General features: G+C 65.4%; 13 protein-coding genes. 6 read left to right on the forward strand and 7 right to left on the reverse strand.

All coding sequences use genetic code 11. The annotated features are described in order from the left end of the window. Nucleotides 1-100: 100 nt before the first annotated feature. Complete coding sequence (gene htpG, locus O3300_RS15090) at nucleotides 101-2020, reverse strand: molecular chaperone HtpG (protein WP_305053406.1); 1920 nt, start codon at nucleotides 2018-2020, stop codon at nucleotides 101-103. A 98-nt stretch (nucleotides 2021-2118) separates the two neighbouring features. Further along, complete coding sequence (locus O3300_RS15095; protein ID WP_305053407.1) at nucleotides 2119-3537, reverse strand: PLP-dependent aminotransferase family protein; 1419 nt, start codon at nucleotides 3535-3537, stop codon at nucleotides 2119-2121. A gap of 129 nt (nucleotides 3538-3666) precedes the next feature. Here O3300_RS15095 and O3300_RS15100 point away from each other — a divergent pair, with 129 nt between their 5' ends. From O3300_RS15100 to O3300_RS15110, 3 genes are all read left to right on the forward strand, one after another. Beyond that, nucleotides 3667-4581, forward strand: coding sequence for a DMT family transporter (locus O3300_RS15100; RefSeq protein WP_289899155.1), 915 nt, complete (start codon nucleotides 3667-3669; stop codon nucleotides 4579-4581). Between the two features lie 176 nt (nucleotides 4582-4757). Beyond that, nucleotides 4758-5951 (forward strand): PLP-dependent aminotransferase family protein, encoded by a 1194-nt coding sequence (locus O3300_RS15105; RefSeq protein WP_251351887.1) that lies wholly within the window; start codon nucleotides 4758-4760, stop codon nucleotides 5949-5951. A 289-nt stretch (nucleotides 5952-6240) separates the two neighbouring features. Beyond that, the gene (locus O3300_RS15110; protein ID WP_305053408.1) at nucleotides 6241-7599 is read left to right on the forward strand and encodes a diguanylate cyclase domain-containing protein; all 1359 of its coding nucleotides are present in this window, start codon (nucleotides 6241-6243) and stop codon (nucleotides 7597-7599) included. Between the two features lie 4 nt (nucleotides 7600-7603). Here O3300_RS15110 and O3300_RS15115 read toward each other — a convergent pair whose 3' ends face one another. The 4 genes from O3300_RS15115 to O3300_RS15130 all read right to left on the reverse strand — a co-directional run bounded on the left by O3300_RS15115 (nucleotide 7604) and on the right by O3300_RS15130 (nucleotide 12726). After that, nucleotides 7604-9184 (reverse strand): FGGY-family carbohydrate kinase, encoded by a 1581-nt coding sequence (locus O3300_RS15115; RefSeq protein ID WP_305053409.1) that lies wholly within the window; start codon nucleotides 9182-9184, stop codon nucleotides 7604-7606. A gap of 3 nt (nucleotides 9185-9187) precedes the next feature. After that, nucleotides 9188-9415 carry a hypothetical protein gene (locus O3300_RS15120; RefSeq protein ID WP_099664769.1) on the reverse strand — a complete coding sequence of 76 codons (228 nt, stop codon included), beginning with the start codon at nucleotides 9413-9415 and terminating at the stop codon, nucleotides 9188-9190. A gap of 135 nt (nucleotides 9416-9550) precedes the next feature. Then, nucleotides 9551-11119 (reverse strand): glycerol-3-phosphate dehydrogenase/oxidase, encoded by a 1569-nt coding sequence (locus O3300_RS15125; RefSeq protein ID WP_305053410.1) that lies wholly within the window; start codon nucleotides 11117-11119, stop codon nucleotides 9551-9553. Next, nucleotides 11116-12726, reverse strand: a complete 1611-nt coding sequence (locus tag O3300_RS15130) for an FAD-binding oxidoreductase (RefSeq protein WP_305053411.1) — start codon at nucleotides 12724-12726, stop codon at nucleotides 11116-11118. The genes O3300_RS15125 and O3300_RS15130 overlap by 4 nt, the downstream gene beginning before the upstream one ends. 126 nt (nucleotides 12727-12852) lie before the next feature. Here O3300_RS15130 and O3300_RS15135 point away from each other — a divergent pair, with 126 nt between their 5' ends. The 3 genes from O3300_RS15135 (at nucleotide 12853) to O3300_RS15145 (ending at nucleotide 15819) form a co-directional block, all read left to right on the forward strand. Further along, nucleotides 12853-13926 carry an AraC family transcriptional regulator gene (locus O3300_RS15135; RefSeq protein WP_305053412.1) on the forward strand — a complete coding sequence of 358 codons (1074 nt, stop codon included), beginning with the start codon at nucleotides 12853-12855 and terminating at the stop codon, nucleotides 13924-13926. A 92-nt stretch (nucleotides 13927-14018) separates the two neighbouring features. Then, nucleotides 14019-14801, forward strand: coding sequence for a 3-hydroxybutyrate dehydrogenase (locus O3300_RS15140; RefSeq protein WP_034777971.1), 783 nt, complete (start codon nucleotides 14019-14021; stop codon nucleotides 14799-14801). Between the two features lie 169 nt (nucleotides 14802-14970). Further along, complete coding sequence (locus O3300_RS15145; RefSeq protein ID WP_305053413.1) at nucleotides 14971-15819, forward strand: DUF2071 domain-containing protein; 849 nt, start codon at nucleotides 14971-14973, stop codon at nucleotides 15817-15819. Here O3300_RS15145 and O3300_RS15150 read toward each other — a convergent pair. Further along, entirely contained in the window at nucleotides 15791-17443 is a 1653-nt protein-coding gene (locus O3300_RS15150) for a PAS domain-containing methyl-accepting chemotaxis protein (protein ID WP_305053414.1), read from the reverse strand. The genes O3300_RS15145 and O3300_RS15150 overlap by 29 nt on opposite strands. Nucleotides 17444-17515: the final 72 nt, after the last annotated feature.

The following is a 17515-nucleotide window of genomic DNA, read 5'->3' on the forward strand; positions in this document are numbered from 1 at the left end:
TGCTTTTTCCATAAAATAAAATAATCGCGCACTGTAGCATAAAAAAAGCCGGCCCTTTCACGAGGAAAGAGCCGGCTTGATGACGTTTGCAGCTAAGCGATTACTTCGCCGAATTGAGCAGCAATTCGTTGAGGCGTTTCACGAAGCTGGCCGGATCGGCCAGCGAACCGCCTTCAGCCAGCATGGCCTGGTCGAACAGGATGTTGGCCCAGTCGCCGAACTTGCCGCCTTCCGCATCTTCATACTTCAAGCGCGTCACCAGCGGGTGGTTCGGGTTGATTTCCAAAATCGGCTTCGATTCCGGCGCGTTCTGGCCAGCAGCTTTGAGCATGCGCAGCAGGTTGCCCGACAATTCGTTTTCATCAGCCACCAGGCAGGCTGGCGAATCGGTCAGGCGGAACGTCACGCGCACGTCCTTGGCCTTGTCGGCCAGCACGGTCTTCATCTTGCCCACCAGGTCGGCGTACGAGGTTTCCGTTTCTTCGTGCTCTTTCTTTTCCGCTTCATCTTCCAGCGCGCCCAGGTCCAGGCCACCCTTGGCGACGGAGACCAGTTCCTTGCCTTCGAAGTCCTGGATAAACGACAGCATCCATTCATCGACACGGTCCGTCAGCAGCAGCACTTCGACGCCCTTCTTGCGGAAGATTTCCAGGTGCGGGCTATTCTTGGCGGCGGCGTAATTGTCGGCCGTGACGTAGTAAATCTTGTCCTGGCCTTCCTTCATGCGGGCCACGTAGTCGGCGAACGAGGTGATTTGCTCGTCGCTGTCGTTGGCCGTCGAGGCAAAGCGCAGCAGCTTGGCCAGGCGCTCCTTGTTGGCCGCGTCTTCGCCGATGCCTTCCTTCAGCACCTGACCGAATTCCTTCCAGAAGACGGCGTACTTGTCCTTCTTGTCCTGCTCATCCGCGTTCGCCAGTTCTTCCAGCATGCCCAGCACGCGCTTGGTCGAGCCTTCGCGGATCACTTTCACGTCACGCGATTCCTGCAGGATTTCGCGCGATACGTTCAGCGGCAGGTCGGCCGAGTCGATCACCCCGCGCACGAAGCGCAGGTAGGTCGGCATCAGCTGCTCGGCATCGTCCATGATGAAGACGCGCTTGACGTACAGCTTGATGCCGCCGCGCTTGTTGCGGTCCCACATGTCGAACGGCGCCTTGGCCGGGATGTACAGCAGCTGCGTGTATTCGCTGCGGCCTTCCACGCGGTTGTGCGTGTGCGTGAGCGGCGACTGGAAGTCGTGCGACACGTGCTTGTAGAATTCGTCGTACTGTTCCGGCGTGATGTCGGCCTTGTTGCGGGCCCACAGGGCGCTGGCCTGGTTGACGGTTTCGAATTCGTCTTTCAGGACGGTTTCTTTTTTCTCGTTGTCCCACTCTTCCTTCTGCATCACGATCGGCAGCGAGATATGGTCCGAATATTTGCGGATGATGGACTTGATCTTCCAGCTCGACAGCAATTCGTCTTCGCCTTCGCGCAGGTGCAGGATGATGTCCGTGCCGCGGCCCGTTTTTTCGATGGTCTCGATGCTGTAATCGCCTTCGCCCGCCGATTCCCAGCGCACGCCTTCGGAGGCGTCCACGCCGGCGCGGCGCGTTTCGACAGTGATCTTGTCGGCGACGATGAAGCCGGAATAGAAGCCCACGCCGAACTGGCCGATCAGGGCCGCGTCCTGCTGCTGGTCGCCCGACAGCTTGCCGAAGAATTCCTTGGTACCCGACTTGGCGATGGTGCCCAGGTGCGAGATCGCCTCGTCGCGGGTCATGCCGATGCCGTTGTCGGAAATGGTGATGGTGCGCGCATCCTTGTCGAAGCTGACCTTGATCTTCAATTCGTGATCGTTGCCGTACAGGGCGTCGTTATCGATCGCTTCAAAGCGTAACTTGTCGGCCGCGTCGGACGCGTTCGAAATCAATTCGCGCAGGAAGATTTCCTTGTTCGAGTACAGGGAATGGATCATCAGGTGCAGCATTTGCTTCACTTCGGTCTGAAAACCCAGGGTTTGCTTTTCGGAGACAGCCATTTTTACCTCATAGTCTTGTGGATGGGACGGATTCTACGGAGTTGGGGATGGTACAAGCGATTTCAAGAGCCCCAGCCGAATGTCCTGCAATGTCCAGTTTACCCCAGTGCGCGGTCGAAAAACGCCCAGATGCGCTCGTCCTGCACCGTGGCCAGGTTCAGGCGCATGCGGGTCGACGGCAGCTGGCGCGGCGAAAACAGGCTGCCCGGCGCCAGCACCAGGCCCTCGGCCAGCGCCTTTTCGGCCAATACATTCGTGTCGCAGCCCGCATCGGCCCACACGAACATGCCCGCCGAAGCCGGGTCGAAGCGCAAGCCCGCCTGCTCGACCTTGCGGTACGTGCCCTCGCGCACCTTGTCGAGCCGCGTGCGCAGGCGCTCCGCATGCTTGCGGTACAGCCCCTGCGAGAGGATTTTATACACCACGCGCTCGCCGATGTCGCTGGTGGTGAGCGTTGCCAGCATCTTGCGGTCGGCCAGGCGCTGCGCCCGCTCCTGTGAGGTGGCGATGAAGCCCACGCGCAGGTTCGCCGCCAGGCTCTTGGAAAAGCCGCCCAGGTAAATCACGCGGCGCAGCTGGTCCAGCGCGGCCAGGCGGGTGGCCGGCTGCACCGCGCCGCCCGGGTGCATGTCGCAATAAATGTCATCCTCGACGATGAGGAAATCGTGCTGTTCGGCCAGGCGCAGCACCTGGAAAGCCTTGGCCGCCGACAGCGACGTCGAACTGGGATTGTGCAGCACCGAATTGATCACGTACAGCCTGGGACGGTGCAAGGCCGCCAGCTCGGCCAGCACGGCGATATCGGGACCGTCGGCCAGGCGCGGGATGCCGATGACATTCATGCCCATGGCGGCAAAAGCGCCGAACATCAGCCAATACGCGGGATCGTCGACGAAAATCGTTTCGCCAGGGCGGGCAAACTCGCGCGCCACCAGGTCCAGCGCCTGCATCACGCCCACCGTGGTGACGATCTGCTCGGGCGGACAGGCGATTTCCAGCCCCGCCAGCTTCAGCTGCAACTGCTGGCGCAACGGCAGGAAACCCTGCGGCGCGCCGTAGCCCAGCAGCAAACTGCCGGGCTGGCGGCTGACGTCGCGCAAGGCGCGCGCCACCAGGTCGCCATCGAGCCACTCGGCGGGCAGCATGCCGGAGCCTGGCGCGGGGATGGCCGGCGTCTGGCGGAACATGTTACGGATCAGCCACACCACGTCCATCGGCTGCGCCGCCGCATCCTGCGCGCCAGCGGGCGGCAAGGGGGTGTTCAACGGCGAGCGCTCGCACACGAAAAAGCCGGCGCCGCGCCGCGATTCCAGGTAGCCGCGCGCCACCAGTTTGTCGTAGCTGGCCACCACCGTGGCGCACGACACGCTCAGGCTGGCGGCGCACTGGCGGATCGACGGCATGCGCGCACCGCCGCGCAGCAGCTTGTCGTCGATGCGCGCCGCCAGCGAGCGCACGATCTGGTCGATCAGGGTTTCGCCCGAGACGCGCGACAGCAAAGGGAGTGTATTGCTCATATGGCCGTCACAGTATGTGAAATTATGCGTGGAAGTGTATTTGTACTGTATTGCTATTGCACCCTAGGATAGCAGTATCGGGCCGTTTAATCCATGCCCATACCTTGTCACGCCAGCCTCGGGAATCCCATGTCTTCGCACACCAGCACCATCGTTTCCAACCATCCACCTCACCTCGGCGCCGACCGCACCGGCCTGTTGCTGGGCTTGATCGCCGTCGCCCTCTTCAGCCTGACCCTGCCTTTTACGCGGCTGGCGGTGGCCGAACTCGACCCCACCTTCGTCGCCCTGGGCCGCGCCTTGGTGGCCGCCGTCCTGGCCGGACTGTGGCTATGGCAGCAGCGCGCGCCGATGCCGCGCCGCGAACAATGGCTGCCGCTGGCGCTCGTGTCGCTGGGCTGCGTACTGGGCTTCCCCTGGCTGACGTCGATCGCCATGCGCAGCCTGCCCGCCTCGCACGGCGCCGTGCTGGTGGGCATCCTGCCGCTGGCCACCGCCGTGTTTGCCGTATTGCGCGGCAAGGAGCGCCCATCGCCGGGCTTCTGGCTGATGGCCCTGCTCGGCACGGCGCTGGTGGTGGCCTTCGCGCTGCGCCAGGGCGGCGGCAGCTTCCACCTGGCCGACTGGCTGATCTTTGCCGCCGTACTGCTGGCCGCACTCGGCTATGCCGAAGGCGGGCGCCTGGCGCAAGCCATGCCGGGCCAGCATGTGATTTCCTGGGCGCTGCTGCTGGCCGTGCCATTTGTCTTGCCCGTGGTGCTGTGGAACGCCTGGCCGCAGCGCGCGCTGATGGCGCAGGCCAGCAGCGCGGCCTGGCTGGGCTTTGCCTATATTTCCGTGTTTTCCATGTTTATCGGTTTCTTTTTCTGGTACCGGGGCATGGCGCTGGGCGGCGTGGCACGCGTGGGACAGACGCAGTTGCTGCAGCCTTTCCTCACCCTGCTGGGCGCGGCGCTGCTGCTGCACGAACCCCTGACGGGTGAAAGCCTGCTGTTTGCGGGCGCCGTGATCGCCGTGGTGGGGATCGGGCGCAAGCTGAAGTAACGCTCCTTGACGCCCATTTGCAACGCCGTTGCGCGTGCGGATGGGCAGAGCGGCGTGCAAGCCGTACAATACCGCAGCACCATGGCGACGCCTATCCGGCGCCGCTTGCGCACGCACCGCCACAAGCGGGCCAACAAATCCAGCCGGCGCAGCTCGGCATCTTCTGTGAGACTCGTATGAAAATTGAAAATCCGAATCCGATCCAATGGCGCTTTGCCGAACGCGCGGAACAGCTGCAAAGCTCGTTCATCCGCGAAATCCTGAAGATCACGCAGCGTCCCGAGATCATCTCGTTTGCCGGCGGCCTGCCCTCGCCCGCCACCTTCCCCGTGGAAGAAATGAAGACCGCCTTCGACAAGGTCCTGTCGAACAATGGCAAGGTCGCCCTGCAATACGGCCCCACCGACGGCTACCTGCCGCTGCGCCAGTGGATCGCCGATTCCCTGTCCGCCAACGGCAGCACCATCATGCCGGAACAGGTGCTGATGACGTCCGGCTCGCAGCAGGCACTGGACTTGCTGGGCAAGGTCCTGATCGACGAAGGCAGCAAGGTATTGGTGGAAACCCCCAGCTACCTGGGCGCCCTGCAGGCGTTTTCCGTCTACCGTCCCGAATTCGTTTCCGTCGATACCGATGACGAAGGCCTGGTGCCGTCGTCGGTCAACCCCGTCGCCGATGGCGCGCGCCTGCTGTACGCGCTGCCGAACTTCCAGAACCCGACGGGCCGCAGCCTGTCCGTGGCGCGCCGCGTGGAACTGGTGGAAACCTGCGCCCGCCACGGCCTGCCGCTGATTGAAGATGATCCGTACGGCGCCCTGAGCTACAGCGGCGAGCCGTATCCGAAGATGATCAACATGAATCCGGACGGCGTGATCTACATGGGCTCGTTCTCGAAAGTGCTCACGCCCGGCATCCGCCTCGGCTACGTGGTGGCGCCGATGCCGCTGGTGCGCCGCCTGGAACTGGCCAAGCAGGCGGCCGACCTGCACACGTCGCAACTGACGCAGATGGTCGTGCATGAAGTGATCAAGGATGGCTTCCTGGACCGGCATATCCCCAGCATCCGCAGCCTGTACGGCAACCAGTGCCAGGCCATGCTGTCGGCGCTGGAAGAGCACTTCCCGGCCGGCGTCACGTGGACCAAGCCTGAAGGCGGCATGTTCATCTGGGTTACCCTGCCGAAGCACATCGATGCGATGAAACTGCTCGATGAAGCCATCGCCAACAAGGTCGCCTTCGTGCCGGGCGCGCCGTTCTACGCCAACACGCCGGAAACGCACACCTTGCGCCTGTCGTTCGTGACGGTGCCGCCGGAACGCATCCGTGTAGGCATCGCCATCCTCGGCAAACTGATCGCCGCAAAAATGTAATCGCACTCCCCACGCCCCGCCTGCCGCGGGGCGTGTCCCAGCTACCCAGCCCCAGGGGGTACGCGTCTTTTTCGCCCAAAACCCGCCTTCACGACAGCAATTGCGTGTATTTATTTTTAAAAATAGCATAAAAATAATGTTTTACCGCCTCGCGCAACGTCGATTTTTTTACCCAAAAAATTGGCAAGGCGGTATGATTTGACCGCTGTCGCAGATTTGAACCCGGTCAGCATCACCGAAAGTGCAGCAATCGCTGGCATCGCAAAGTACATCGAGAAGGCCGGAAGCAATGAGTCCAGGCAGTGTGGAGCATTCCCAGCGGCGCGAGGCCGCCATTTTGATTGTCGACGATGCGCCGGCCAACCTTGAGCTGCTGCGCAAACTGATGAGCGAGCAAGGCTATCAAACCTATGTCGCCACGTCCGGCGAACGGGCGCTGGCGATCGCCCAGCGCGCCCACCCCGACCTGATCCTGCTCGACGTGCTGATGCCGGACATGGACGGCATCGAAACGTGCCGCCGCCTCAAGCAGCACCCGCTGACGCAGGGTATCCCCGTCATCTTCATGAGCGCCAAGACGGAAACGGAAGACGTGGTGGCCGGCTTCGACTGCGGCGCCGTCGATTACATCAGCAAGCCGCTGCGCATGGCCGAAGTGTGCGCGCGCGTGCGCGCCCAGCTGCAAATCCGCAGCAACAATGAAACCCAGCAGGAACAGGCCGAGCGCCTGCGCACCATCGTCAACAACATGGCCGAGGGCTTGCTGATCATCGAGGCCGATGGCCGCATCCAGTACACCAATCCGGCCTGCGACCAGTACCTGGGCTACCGCGAAAACGAACTGGCCGGGCGCTCCATCGGCGAGTTGCTCAGCCCCCTGGTGACGCAGGAATACCTCGATTACTTCACCATGCACGCGGCCAATCCGGAAAAAGCGCACAACCACGGCACGCGCGAAGTGGCGATCCGCCACCGCAACGGCGAGGCGCTGAGCATGGACCTGACCCTGACGCCCATGTATCTGCGCCAGCCCCTGTATATCGGCCTGCTGCACGACATCACGCACCACAAGCAGTCGGAAGACGCCTTGCAACGCGCCGCCTATCTCGACCCGCTGACGCAGATCGCCAACCGCCGGCATTTCGACAGCTTCCTGGAAAAGGAATGGCAGCGCGCCGTGCGCGGCGGCGGCGTCCTGTCGCTGGTGGTGCTCGACGTCGACCACTTCAAGCTGTACAACGATAGCCTGGGCCATCCGGCCGGCGACACCTGCCTGCAGCAAGTGGCGCAAGCCATCGCCTCGCACGCCGCACGTCCCGGCGACCTGGCTGCCCGCTACGGCGGCGAGGAATTCGTCCTGCTGTTCGCAGACACGGATGCCGAAGGCGCCCTGCACCTGGCCGCAGCCATCCGCGCGCACATCGAAGCGCTGCAACTGCCGCACCCGCGATCGATCACCTCGCCGTGGATCACCGTCAGCATCGGCGTGGCGACCATCCGCCCGCACCAGCTGGACGACCGCGAAGCGCTGTTCGTCGCCGCCGATCGCGCCCTGTACGTGGCCAAGGAAGGGGGCCGCAACCAGGTGCGCGTCACGCAATCGGGCAGCGCGGCCTGGGAAACGGTGAAAGCGCTCGTCCTGCGCTAGCCGTTCACTTTTCAGGATAGCCGGTGATGTCGGCGATTTCGCGGTACAGGGGCTGCAGCCGCGCATACATCTTGCGGTACACGCGCCGGTACAGTTTTTCATAGACCTTGCTGTGCCCGGGATCCGGCTGAAATACCTTGCCCTTGCGCGTCATGGCTTGCACGGCGGCGGGAAAGTCCGCATGCCAGCCCAGGCCCACGCTAGCGGCGATGGCCGCGCCCAGGCCCGAACTTTCATACACGTGGGCGCGCGCGGCGGGCAAGCCGAAGATGTCGGCCGTCAGCTGCATGGCCGCATCGCTTTGCGAACCGCCGCCCGCGATGCGCAGCTCCGTGATGGCAATGCCGCTGCGCTGCTCGATGCGCTCCTTGCCTTCGCGCAGCGCATACGCGAGTCCTTCGAGGATGGCGCGATAGATGTGTGCGCGCGTGTGCACGTCGCCAAAGCCGATCATGGCGCCCTTCGCTTCCGGCCCCGGCACCTTGATGCCTGGACTCCAGTACGGCTGCAGCATCAAACCCATGGAGCCTGGCGGCACGGCCTCGACGAGGCGGTCGAACAGCGCCTCGGCGGACAAGCCCGTGCCATCCTCGGCGGCCGCCGCCCGTTCGCGGTCGCCGAACTGCTCCTTGAACCAGTTGACCATCCAGTAGCCGCGGAATATCTGCACTTCCGTGCTGTAGGCGCCCGGCATGGCGGCCGGATACGGCGGAATGAAGCGCGTCACTTCCACATACTTGCGGTTGGTCGTGTTGATGGTGGCCGTGGTGCCGTAGCTGAGGCACGCCACGTGCGGTTCGACGCAGCCGGCGCCCAGCACCTCGCACGCCTTGTCGGCGGCGGCCGCCAGCAAGGGGGTACCCTCCGGGATGCCCGTCGCCGCGGCCGCCGCAGCCGTGATGGTGCCCATGCGCGTGCCCGGCGTTACCAGCTCGGGCAGCATGGCGCGTCGAATCGCCAGCGCCTGCCATTTCCAGTCGAAGCGCCCGGCCCAGGCGTGGCGCTTGTAGTCGAAGGGAATATACGCCACTTGCGAGCCCGTCGAATCGACGTAGTTGCCGCAGAGCCGGTGGTTCAGAAAACCCGACAGCAGCAGGAATTTGTGCGTGCGGCGCCAGATGTCGGGCTGGTGCGCGCTGATCCAGTTGATTTCAGCCTCGCGGCGGAAGTAGCGTATCGTGCCGTCGAGACGCGTGGCGCGGAAGGCGGCGCGCCACCACGGAGCCAGCCGGGGAATGTCGCGCGTGCTGCGCTGGTCCAGCCAGGTGATGGCGGGCCGCAACGGTGCGCCATGTTCATCCACGTTGACCACCGTGCCGCGCTGCGTGGTGACGGCCACGCCGGCCACCGAGGATTTGGCTATGTCCGTACCGCGCCACAGCTGCTGGCACGCTTCGCATACGGCTTGCCAGTAGCCGTCGGCGTCGTGCTCGGCCCAGCCGGGGTGGTCGGAGTAATACGCTTCCAGGAAGACTTGCGCCTTGGCCGCCAGCTTGCCATCGCGGTCGAACAGCAGCGCGCGCACGCTTTGCGTGCCATTGTCGATGGAGAGGATGTACGGGCCATCGCCCGCTGCGGACGTCATGGCTCAGCCCACGCTGGCCAGCGCGGCGCGCAGCGCCTGCAGCAGCGCCTGCGGATCCTTGTCCGGCTGCGCGCTGAACACGGGCGCGTCCCAGTCCTGCCCCCGCACAGCCACCACGCGCAAGCGTCCCTGCGCATTCCAGGCCGGATACCAGCCCACGTCGACGATGTCGCCATTCGCGCACGTGATTTGCAGCAGGTCTTCGCCCAGGTCATCGACGAGGACGTCCACGCTCTGGCGCAAGTCCAGCGGCGACAGGCTGTCATAGGTGATGCGGGCGTCGCCCAGCGCCAGGGGCTGGCCAAACAGGGTGGTTTCGATGATGTTCTCCTCTTTTATATTTTTATCGCTGCTTTTATCATTGCTTCATTCGCCTTGCGGCACGCTGTAATGGCGGCGCCACAGGGCCAGGTAGCGCTGCTGTTCTTCCTCCCAGCGCGCATCGTCCCAGCCCAGTTCCTGCTGGCAGATGGCGCGCAGGCGCGGCATGATAGCAAGCGCGCCGCCGGCCAGCTGCAAACCGAGGCGCGTGCGCCGCAGCAGCAAGTCGTCCAGGTGCTGCACGTCTTCGTTGCGCGCGCCCCAGCGCAGCTGCGCCCATAAAGTCTGCGTGCCGGGAACCGGCGCCAGTTCGCCCTCCTGTGCCGCATCGCACAGCGCTTGCGCGGCCGCGCCATGACGCCCCAGCAGGCGTGCGCGCTGCTCGCCATCGAGCGCCAAGGCCTTGCCCGACAAGGGCGGCGACGGGTCAAAGATCGGCAAGGGGCGCAAATCCGCCTGCCAGCCCGGCAGCAGCGGGGCGGCGCGGCGCAATGCGTCCAGGGCAATCACGCGAAACGTCGTCAATTTTCCGCCCGCCACCGTCAGCAAGCCGTTTTCCAGCCATAGCGCATGTTCGCGCGCTTCCTTCGACGGGTCAAGCTGGCCGCTGTCGATCACGGGGCGCACGCCGGCAAACGTGGCCAGCACATCGTCTTCACCCAGCGCCAGCTGCGGGAACTGCCAGCGCAGCGCCGCCAGCAGATAATCGAGTTCGCCGCGCGTGATGGCCGGCTCCAGGTCCAGGCTGGCGCCATGGTCGACATCGGTGGTGCCCACCAGGGTCACGCCCTCCCAGGGATACGCAAACACGGGGCGGCCATCGTGCGGGTGCATCAGGCTGACGGCTTGCGCCAGCGGCAGGCGCCAGGCCGGCAGCAGCAGATGGCTGCCGCGCAGGGGCCGCAGTTTCGGCTGTTCTCCCACCTGGCCGCGCAAGCCGTCGGCCCAAGCGCCCGTGGCGCTGATCACCAGGCGCGCGCGCACAGTAAGTGTCCGGCCATCGACCGCATCGTTCAAGGTGGCGCCGGCGACCTTGCCATCGTCGCGCAGCAGCGATGCCACGCCCAAGTAATTGACGGCCACGCCGCCATGGCGGCGCGCCTCCTGCAGCACGCGCAGCACCAGGCGCGCATCGTCCGTCTTGGCGTCCTGGTACAGCATGCCGCCCCGCAGCCCATCGCGGTTGACATGCGGCGCCAGCATGGCGAAATCCGCCGCATCGACATAGCGGCGCGCGCGCCGGCCCGCCATCACGTCATAGATGGCCAGGCCCAGCATGAACTGGCGCCGCCCCGGCTTCCGGCCCGTGTAATCGCCAAAGGCAAAGCCCTGCGGCTCGACCAGCCCCGCCGCATCCGTCAGCAAGGCTTGCCGCTCATGCACCGATTCGCGCGTCAGCGCGAACTGTCCCTGCTTCAGGTAGCGCAAGCCGCCGTGCACCAGCTTCGAGGAGCGGCTCGACGTGCCCCAGGCGAAATCGCGCTGCTCCACCAGCAGCGCCGTCAAGCCGCGCCGCGCCGCTTCCAGCAGGATGCCGGCGCCCGTGATGCCGCCGCCGACGATCAAGATGTCCCACTCGCGCGCCAGGAGGCCAGGCAGCTCCGCCCTGTTCACAATCGGTCTCCAAGGTCAGGCAGCAGTTTGCCGGGATTCATCATGCCCTGCGGGTCGAACTGGCGCAGCAACGCGCGCATGGCCGCGATGCCCAGCTCTCCCTTTTCCGCCGCCAGCCACGGCGCGTGATCGGTGCCCACGCCATGCTGGTGGCTGATGGTGCCGCCGTTGGCGACGATGGCAGCGCTGGCCGCGTTTTTCAGGCTGCGCCAGCGCGCCATGTTTTCCTCGAAGGTGGGCGCCAGCCGATAGACATACGTGGTGTAGACGCTGGCGCCCTGCGCGTACACGTGCGACAAATGCGTGTACGCATGCACCTGCTCGCCGTGCTGCGCCAGCGCTTTGGTGCCCGCCTGCTCCAGCGCCGCCATCATGTGCGCCACGCGCGGCCAGTCGACGGCCGTTTCCACCGTGTCGATCACGTAGCCGTGTTCCCACGCGCCGTTGCGCAGGTAGACGTTGCGAAAGCGCCCCTGCTTCCATTTATCGCCCATGTGCCGTCCCACGTGCACGCCCTTGTGCCGCCGCGCCAGCGCCAAGGCCCCGCGCAGGGCCGCGCGCGCCGGCCCGGCTTCGCCGCTGACGCCCAGCATCAGCATGCACTTGCCTTCGCCGCAGCCGCGCAGCGACAGATAGCGCTCCAGCAGTCCCACCAGCTTCTTGTGCCCGGCCAGGGTCAGCATGGTCTGCGTTTCCAGCGCATTCGACAGGCGCAGCATGCACAAGGACAGCCGCGACTGGGCCAGCGCCCGCACGGCCGCTTGCGCCTGACCCCAGTCGGCGAAAAACACGGCGTGGAACGCTTCATAAGGGGGCAGCGGCGAGACGCGCACCGTCGCCTGCGTCACGATGCCCAGCCGGCCCTCGGAGCCGAGCACCATTTCGCGCAGGTCGATGCCGGCCGCCGAAGCTGGAAAGGTGGGAATGCTCAAGGTACCGGCCGGCGTTTCCACTTCGCCGCCCGCGAACAATTGCTCGATGCGGCCATAGCGCAGCGATTGCTGGCCCGACGAGCGCGTGGCGATCCAGCCGCCCAAGGTCGAATACTCGAACGATTGCGGATAGTGGCCCAGGGTGTAGCCATGCGCGCGCAACTGCGCTTCCAGGTCGGGGCCATACACGCCCGCGCCGAACGTGGCCAGCTGCGCTTCGCGGTCCAGGTGGCCCAGCGCGCACAGGCGCGCGAGGCTGAGCGCCAGCACGGGGCGCGGCCCCGCCGCCACCGTCAAATGCCCGGCCACGCTGGTGCCGCCGCCGTGGGGAATCACGGCCACGCAGGCCTGGCGCGCATACGCGAGCAGCTGGCGCACCTGCAGCGCGCTGTCGGGAAAGGCCACGCCATCAGGCACGGCGCCGATGCGGCCATGGCGTAATTTAAACCAGTCGGGCAGGCTTTGACCGAGCGCATGGCGCACGCGCGTGGCAGGCTGGGTGTCGATCAGCGGATGCGGCGCCAGGCGCGAAGCGGGCACTTGCGCGCAGGCGTCGTCGAAGGTGGCGTCGACGATGGCGCTGCCCGGCCCCAGGCGCTCGCCCAGGAAGGCCAGCGCGTCCTCGCTCAGCGCATACGTGATGCTCTCGTCTCCCCATCCATTCCAGCGTTGCATCGACATCCCCTGTGTTCGGCCAGTTGCGCGCCACGGCGGCTTGCTATACTGTTCTTGCCTGTTCAACAGCATATGCCGCCACAGGCCAAGGGTATTGGTTTTTCATGACAATCGCATTGTTCCATCATGACAAGCACTGAAGGCCGGGTCGCCGGCGCCTATCTGCAGCCGCTGCTGGAAGCGGCCGGCGCGCACGGCATCCCCGTTGCCGCCCTGGCGCAGGCGGCCGGCGTGGCGCCGTACAGCCTGGAAGCGTCCGCAGCCAGCCTGGCCGCGTGCGACTACGTGAGCCTGCTCGATGCGGGCGCGCAACTGGCGGGCGATGCGCATTTCGGCCTGCACGTGGGCCAGCGCGTGCGCATGGGCACCTACAGCGCCTACGGTTTGATATTGCTCAGTTGCAGCAACGTGGGCCAGGCACTGGAACAGACGGCCCGCTATGAACGGCTGGCGCACGACCTGGGCCGCTCGACCCTGCAGCGCGACGGCGCAGTCGCGCATTACCGCTGGGCAAGCAACTACCCGGGCGCCAGCCGGCACCTGGTCGACAGCGTCTTCGCCGGCATCCGCGTGTGCGGCGACTGGCTGGCGGGCATGCCGCTGCCGCCGGCCCGCCTGGCGTTCACGCACGATGGCGGCGGCGACCTGCTGCGCCACGCGGCGCACCGCGACGAATATGTGCGCGTGCTGGGCAGCCTGCCCGCCTTCAATGCCCCTGCCAACACGGCCACCTTCGATGCGCAATTGCTGGACTGGCCCGTGCCGAACGCCGACGTCAGCCTGTACCCCGTGCTGTGCCAGCATGCGGAACAACTGCTGGCGCAGCGCCAGGCTGAAACCGACACTGGCGGCGCCATCGACGCGCAAGTCCACGCGGCCATCGTCGCGGGCTTGCGCCACGGGTCGGCGCGGCTGGCCACCGTTGCCGCCGCCTTGGCCGTCACGCCGCGCACCCTGCAGCGCAAGCTGGCCGACGCGGGCACCAGCTTCCAGGCCCTGCTGGACCAGGCCAGGTACGGGCTGGCGCGCGATTATCTGCGCGCGCCGGATTTGTCGCTGGTCGACATTGCCTTCCTGCTCGGCTACCAGGAGCAAAGCGCGTTCAATCATGCGTTCCGCACCTGGGCGGGCACCAATCCCGGCGCCTGGCGCTTGCAGGAAATACAAGAGAGGCAGCTTGACCGGCAGCAAGCCCCATAGGCGTGCGCGGGGCATGCGCAGCGCGTTTTCTGGCTATACTGGCATAGTCAGGTTTTCCACGATCACTCCAACCCGCAATGCAAAGGATTAATATGCAACTCAAAGACAAAGTCGCACTGATTACCGGCGCCGCCAGTGGTATCGGCAAGGAAATGGCTATTGAATACGCGAAACAAGGCGCCAAGGTCGTCATCGCCGACCTGGCCCTGGAAGCGGCCAGCAAGACGGCCGAGGAAATCAAGCAGTCGGGCGGCCAGGCGTTTGCCGTCGCCATGGATGTCTCCAGCGAAGAACAAGTGGACAAGGGCGTGGCCGATGCCGCCGCCCACTTCGGCGGCATCGATATCCTGATCAGCAATGCGGGCATCCAGATCATCAGCCCCGTCGTCGACTACCCGTTCGACCAATGGAAAAAGATGCTGGCCATTCACATGGACGGCGCCTTCCTCACCACGCGCGCCTGCATGCGCGAAATGATCAAGGCGGGCCGCGGCGGCGCCATCATCTACATGGGTTCCGTGCACTCGCACGAAGGCTCGCCGTTCAAGAGTGCCTACGTTGCCGCCAAGCATGGATTGCTGGGCCTGGCCAAGGTGGTGGCCAAGGAAGGCGCCAAGGATGGCATCCGCGCCAACGTCATCTGCCCTGGCTTCGTGCGCACACCGCTGGTCGACAAGCAAATCCCCGAACAGGCGGCCCAGCTGAACATCAGCGAAGAAGACGTGATCAAGAAAGTCATGCTGAAAGACACCATCGACGGCGAATTCACCACCACACAAGACGTGGCGCAAACGGCCGTCTTCCTGGCCGCCTTCCCGTCGAACGCCCTGAGCGGCCAGTCGATCGTCGTCAGCCACGGCTGGCACATGCAATAATAGTGACGCCCGCCCACATCGGCTGCGCGGCGCCCTGTGCGGCCTGCGATGCTCGCTGTGCTCCAGCACAGCTGCGCGTCTCGGCCACACATCGCTGCCGCTCGCGATGATGTGGACGGGTGCTTTTGCATCAGCGTATTCCCCCGGTATCTACCCCGAAAGTTCCCAATTGCAAGACAACACTTACCGCCACCCGCGCGCGGGCTGGCCGGGGCGCCTGTTTGCCGCGCTCGCCAATTCCACGCGCTTTGCCAACCTACGCCAGGCGATCATGTCCCGCCTGCCCTTCCTGACCCTGCACAGCGACGTGCGCGACGTCGTCTACGTGAGCTGGCTGGTCGACGCCGCTGCCGCGCAGCAACTGCTGCCCGCCGGCGTGACCCTGTGGCAGCGCGACGGCAAGACGCCATTTACCGTGCTGACCTACCGTCACGGACACTTCGGCCCGGCCCTGCCCGGCCCCCTGCGCCGGATGCTGCCGTCTCCGTTGCAAAGCAACTGGCGTGTATATCTGGACCACACGCCAGCGGGCGCGCCGGCCGTGCCCTGCGTGTACTTTCTGAAAAACATCATGGACAGCTTGCCGCATGCGCTGGGCACGCGGCTGTTCAGCGACATCCTGCCGACCCACCTGGCCGCCGGCATGACGCTGGAAGTCACGGCCACGCAAGCCCGCTGCAGCGTTACAAGCGGCGCCGGCAGCGCGCCATCGCTGGACGTGCAGGCGGACATCGCAACCGACCATGTCCTCGATGCCGGCTGGCAAGCGCTGTTCGGCAACTGGCGCGACGCCGTCGCCTTCCTCGCCTGCCAGGATGCAGCCATCGCGCACGTGCCGCGCAACGGCAAGCTGGTCTTCGGCGAAATCGACTTGCCCGTTGATCTGGATCAAGTACAAGCGCTGACAGCCTTGCGCGCCGACTGCGGCTTGCTGGCGCAGTTGCCGCCCGTCTCCCAGCCGTTTGCCTTTCTCGTGCCCAGGGTGCCCTTCAAGGCGTTGTCAGAGCGCCTGCTGTAGCACGCCGGCGCTCCCCCGTGCGCGGGGGCGTGGCGGAGCCTGCCTGGCCGCCGCGCCGCCGTTCCAGCTTGAACAAGGCCATCGCCTGCTCCAGCTGCAAGGTCTGGTCTTGCAGCGACGCCGAGGCGGCCGCCGATTCCTCCACCAGCGCCGCGTTCTGCTGCGTCACTTCATCCATCTGCGTGACGGCCATGTTGACCTGGCCGATGCCGTGGCTTTGCTCGCGCGAAGCGGAGGCGATCTCTTCCATGATGCCGTGCACGCCCTGCACGGCGCCCAGCATTTCGGCGCTGCTGGCGCCCGCCTGCTGGGCCAGCTTCGCGCCCGCCTGCACCTGCGCCAACGACGCCGTGATCAATTGCTTGATTTCCGTGGCCGCCGCCGCGCTGCGATGGGCCAGGCTGCGCACTTCGCCCGCCACCACGGCAAAGCCCCGCCCCTGGTCGCCGGCGCGCGCCGCTTCCACGGCCGCGTTCAGGGCCAGGATATTCGTCTGGAAGGCGATGCCTTCGATAATGCCCGTAATGTCGCCGATCTTCTTCGATGAAGCGTCAATATCGGCCATCATGCTCACCATCTGACCGACGATCTCGCCGCCGCGCCCGGCCAGGCCGTGGACCTTGCCCGCCATGTCGCTGACCTGCACGGCGTTGCCGCTGTTTTGCTGCACCGTGGCCGCCAGCTGCTCCATGCTCGACGCCGTCTGCTGCAGGGCTGACGCCTGCGCTTCCGTACGGCCCGACAAGTCCATATTGCCGGCGGCGATTTCCTGGCTGGCCATGCTGATACGCAAGAAATTGCCGCGCACATCGCCGACGATGGAATGCAAGTTTACGCGCAGCTGGCGCAGGGAGCGCAGCAGTTGCCCCATCTCGTCGCGCCGCGTCGTATCGAGCTCGCCCGTCAGGTCGCCGCCCGCCATCACGTCGCAAGCCTGGCGCGCCTGCTGCAACGGTTGCAGCACGGCGCGGTGCAGGCTGTGCCAGAAATACAGGGTCGCGCCCAAGGCTACCACGGACAAGCCCGTCAGCCAGACGGCCGCGCCGGCCGGCAGCAGGCCCGCATTCCACGCCAGTTGCAGCAGCAATACCAGGCTCAGCAAGCCCAGATTCCAGCCGATTCGCTTGCCCAGCGGCAAGTCGCGCAGGCGCGCGAACCTGGCCAGCCAGCCAGTCCGCACGGCCGCGCCCTGGCTGATGACGATGCCGTCGGCCTGCCCCGCCTTGATGCGCGCGTACAGGGCCGTGGCCTGCGCCACCTGCTGGCGCGTGGGCTTGGTGCGCACGGACATGTAGCCGACGGCCACGCCGTCTTCCACCACCGGCGTCACGTTCGCCAGCACCCAGTAGTAATCGCCATTCTTGCAGCGGTTTTTCACCATGCCGCTCCACGAACACCCCGAACGGATGGTGGCCCAGAAGTCGGCGAACGCTTCGACCGGCATGTCGGGATGGCGCAGGATGTTCTGCGGCGCGCCGATCAATTCTTCCGCGCTGTAACCGCTGACGGCGATGAAATACGGGTTGGCATAGGTGATATTGCCTTGCAAGTCGGTAGTCGAGACGATGGTCTCGGTATCGCTCAGGTTGATTTCGGTATCGCTGACGGGAAGATTGAGTCGCATGGTCACATCCTCAGAGGTAGCCCGTGCAGGCACGGGGAAGCGGGCAAATGCAAGACGGCAGGAAGCCGGCGG

The sequence above is a fragment of the Janthinobacterium sp. SUN206 genome (genome assembly GCF_030587305.1).
In the GTDB taxonomy this organism is placed as follows: Bacteria; Pseudomonadota; Gammaproteobacteria; order Burkholderiales; family Burkholderiaceae_D; genus Janthinobacterium; species Janthinobacterium kumbetense.

Coding starts and splice junctions, on each gene's coding strand:
- htpG (WP_305053406.1), bottom strand. CDS start 2,020: ATGGCTGTCTCCGAAAAGCAAACCCTGGGTTTTCAGACCGAAGTGAAG.
- O3300_RS15095 (WP_305053407.1), bottom strand. CDS start 3,537: ATGAGCAATACACTCCCTTTGCTGTCGCGCGTCTCGGGCGAAACCCTG.
- O3300_RS15100 (WP_289899155.1), top strand. CDS start 3,667: ATGTCTTCGCACACCAGCACCATCGTTTCCAACCATCCACCTCACCTC.
- O3300_RS15105 (WP_251351887.1), top strand. CDS start 4,758: ATGAAAATTGAAAATCCGAATCCGATCCAATGGCGCTTTGCCGAACGC.
- O3300_RS15110 (WP_305053408.1), top strand. CDS start 6,241: ATGAGTCCAGGCAGTGTGGAGCATTCCCAGCGGCGCGAGGCCGCCATT.
- O3300_RS15115 (WP_305053409.1), bottom strand. CDS start 9,184: ATGACGTCCGCAGCGGGCGATGGCCCGTACATCCTCTCCATCGACAAT.
- O3300_RS15130 (WP_305053411.1), bottom strand. CDS start 12,726: ATGCAACGCTGGAATGGATGGGGAGACGAGAGCATCACGTATGCGCTG.
- O3300_RS15135 (WP_305053412.1), top strand. CDS start 12,853: ATGACAAGCACTGAAGGCCGGGTCGCCGGCGCCTATCTGCAGCCGCTG.
- O3300_RS15140 (WP_034777971.1), top strand. CDS start 14,019: ATGCAACTCAAAGACAAAGTCGCACTGATTACCGGCGCCGCCAGTGGT.
- O3300_RS15150 (WP_305053414.1), bottom strand. CDS start 17,443: ATGCGACTCAATCTTCCCGTCAGCGATACCGAAATCAACCTGAGCGAT.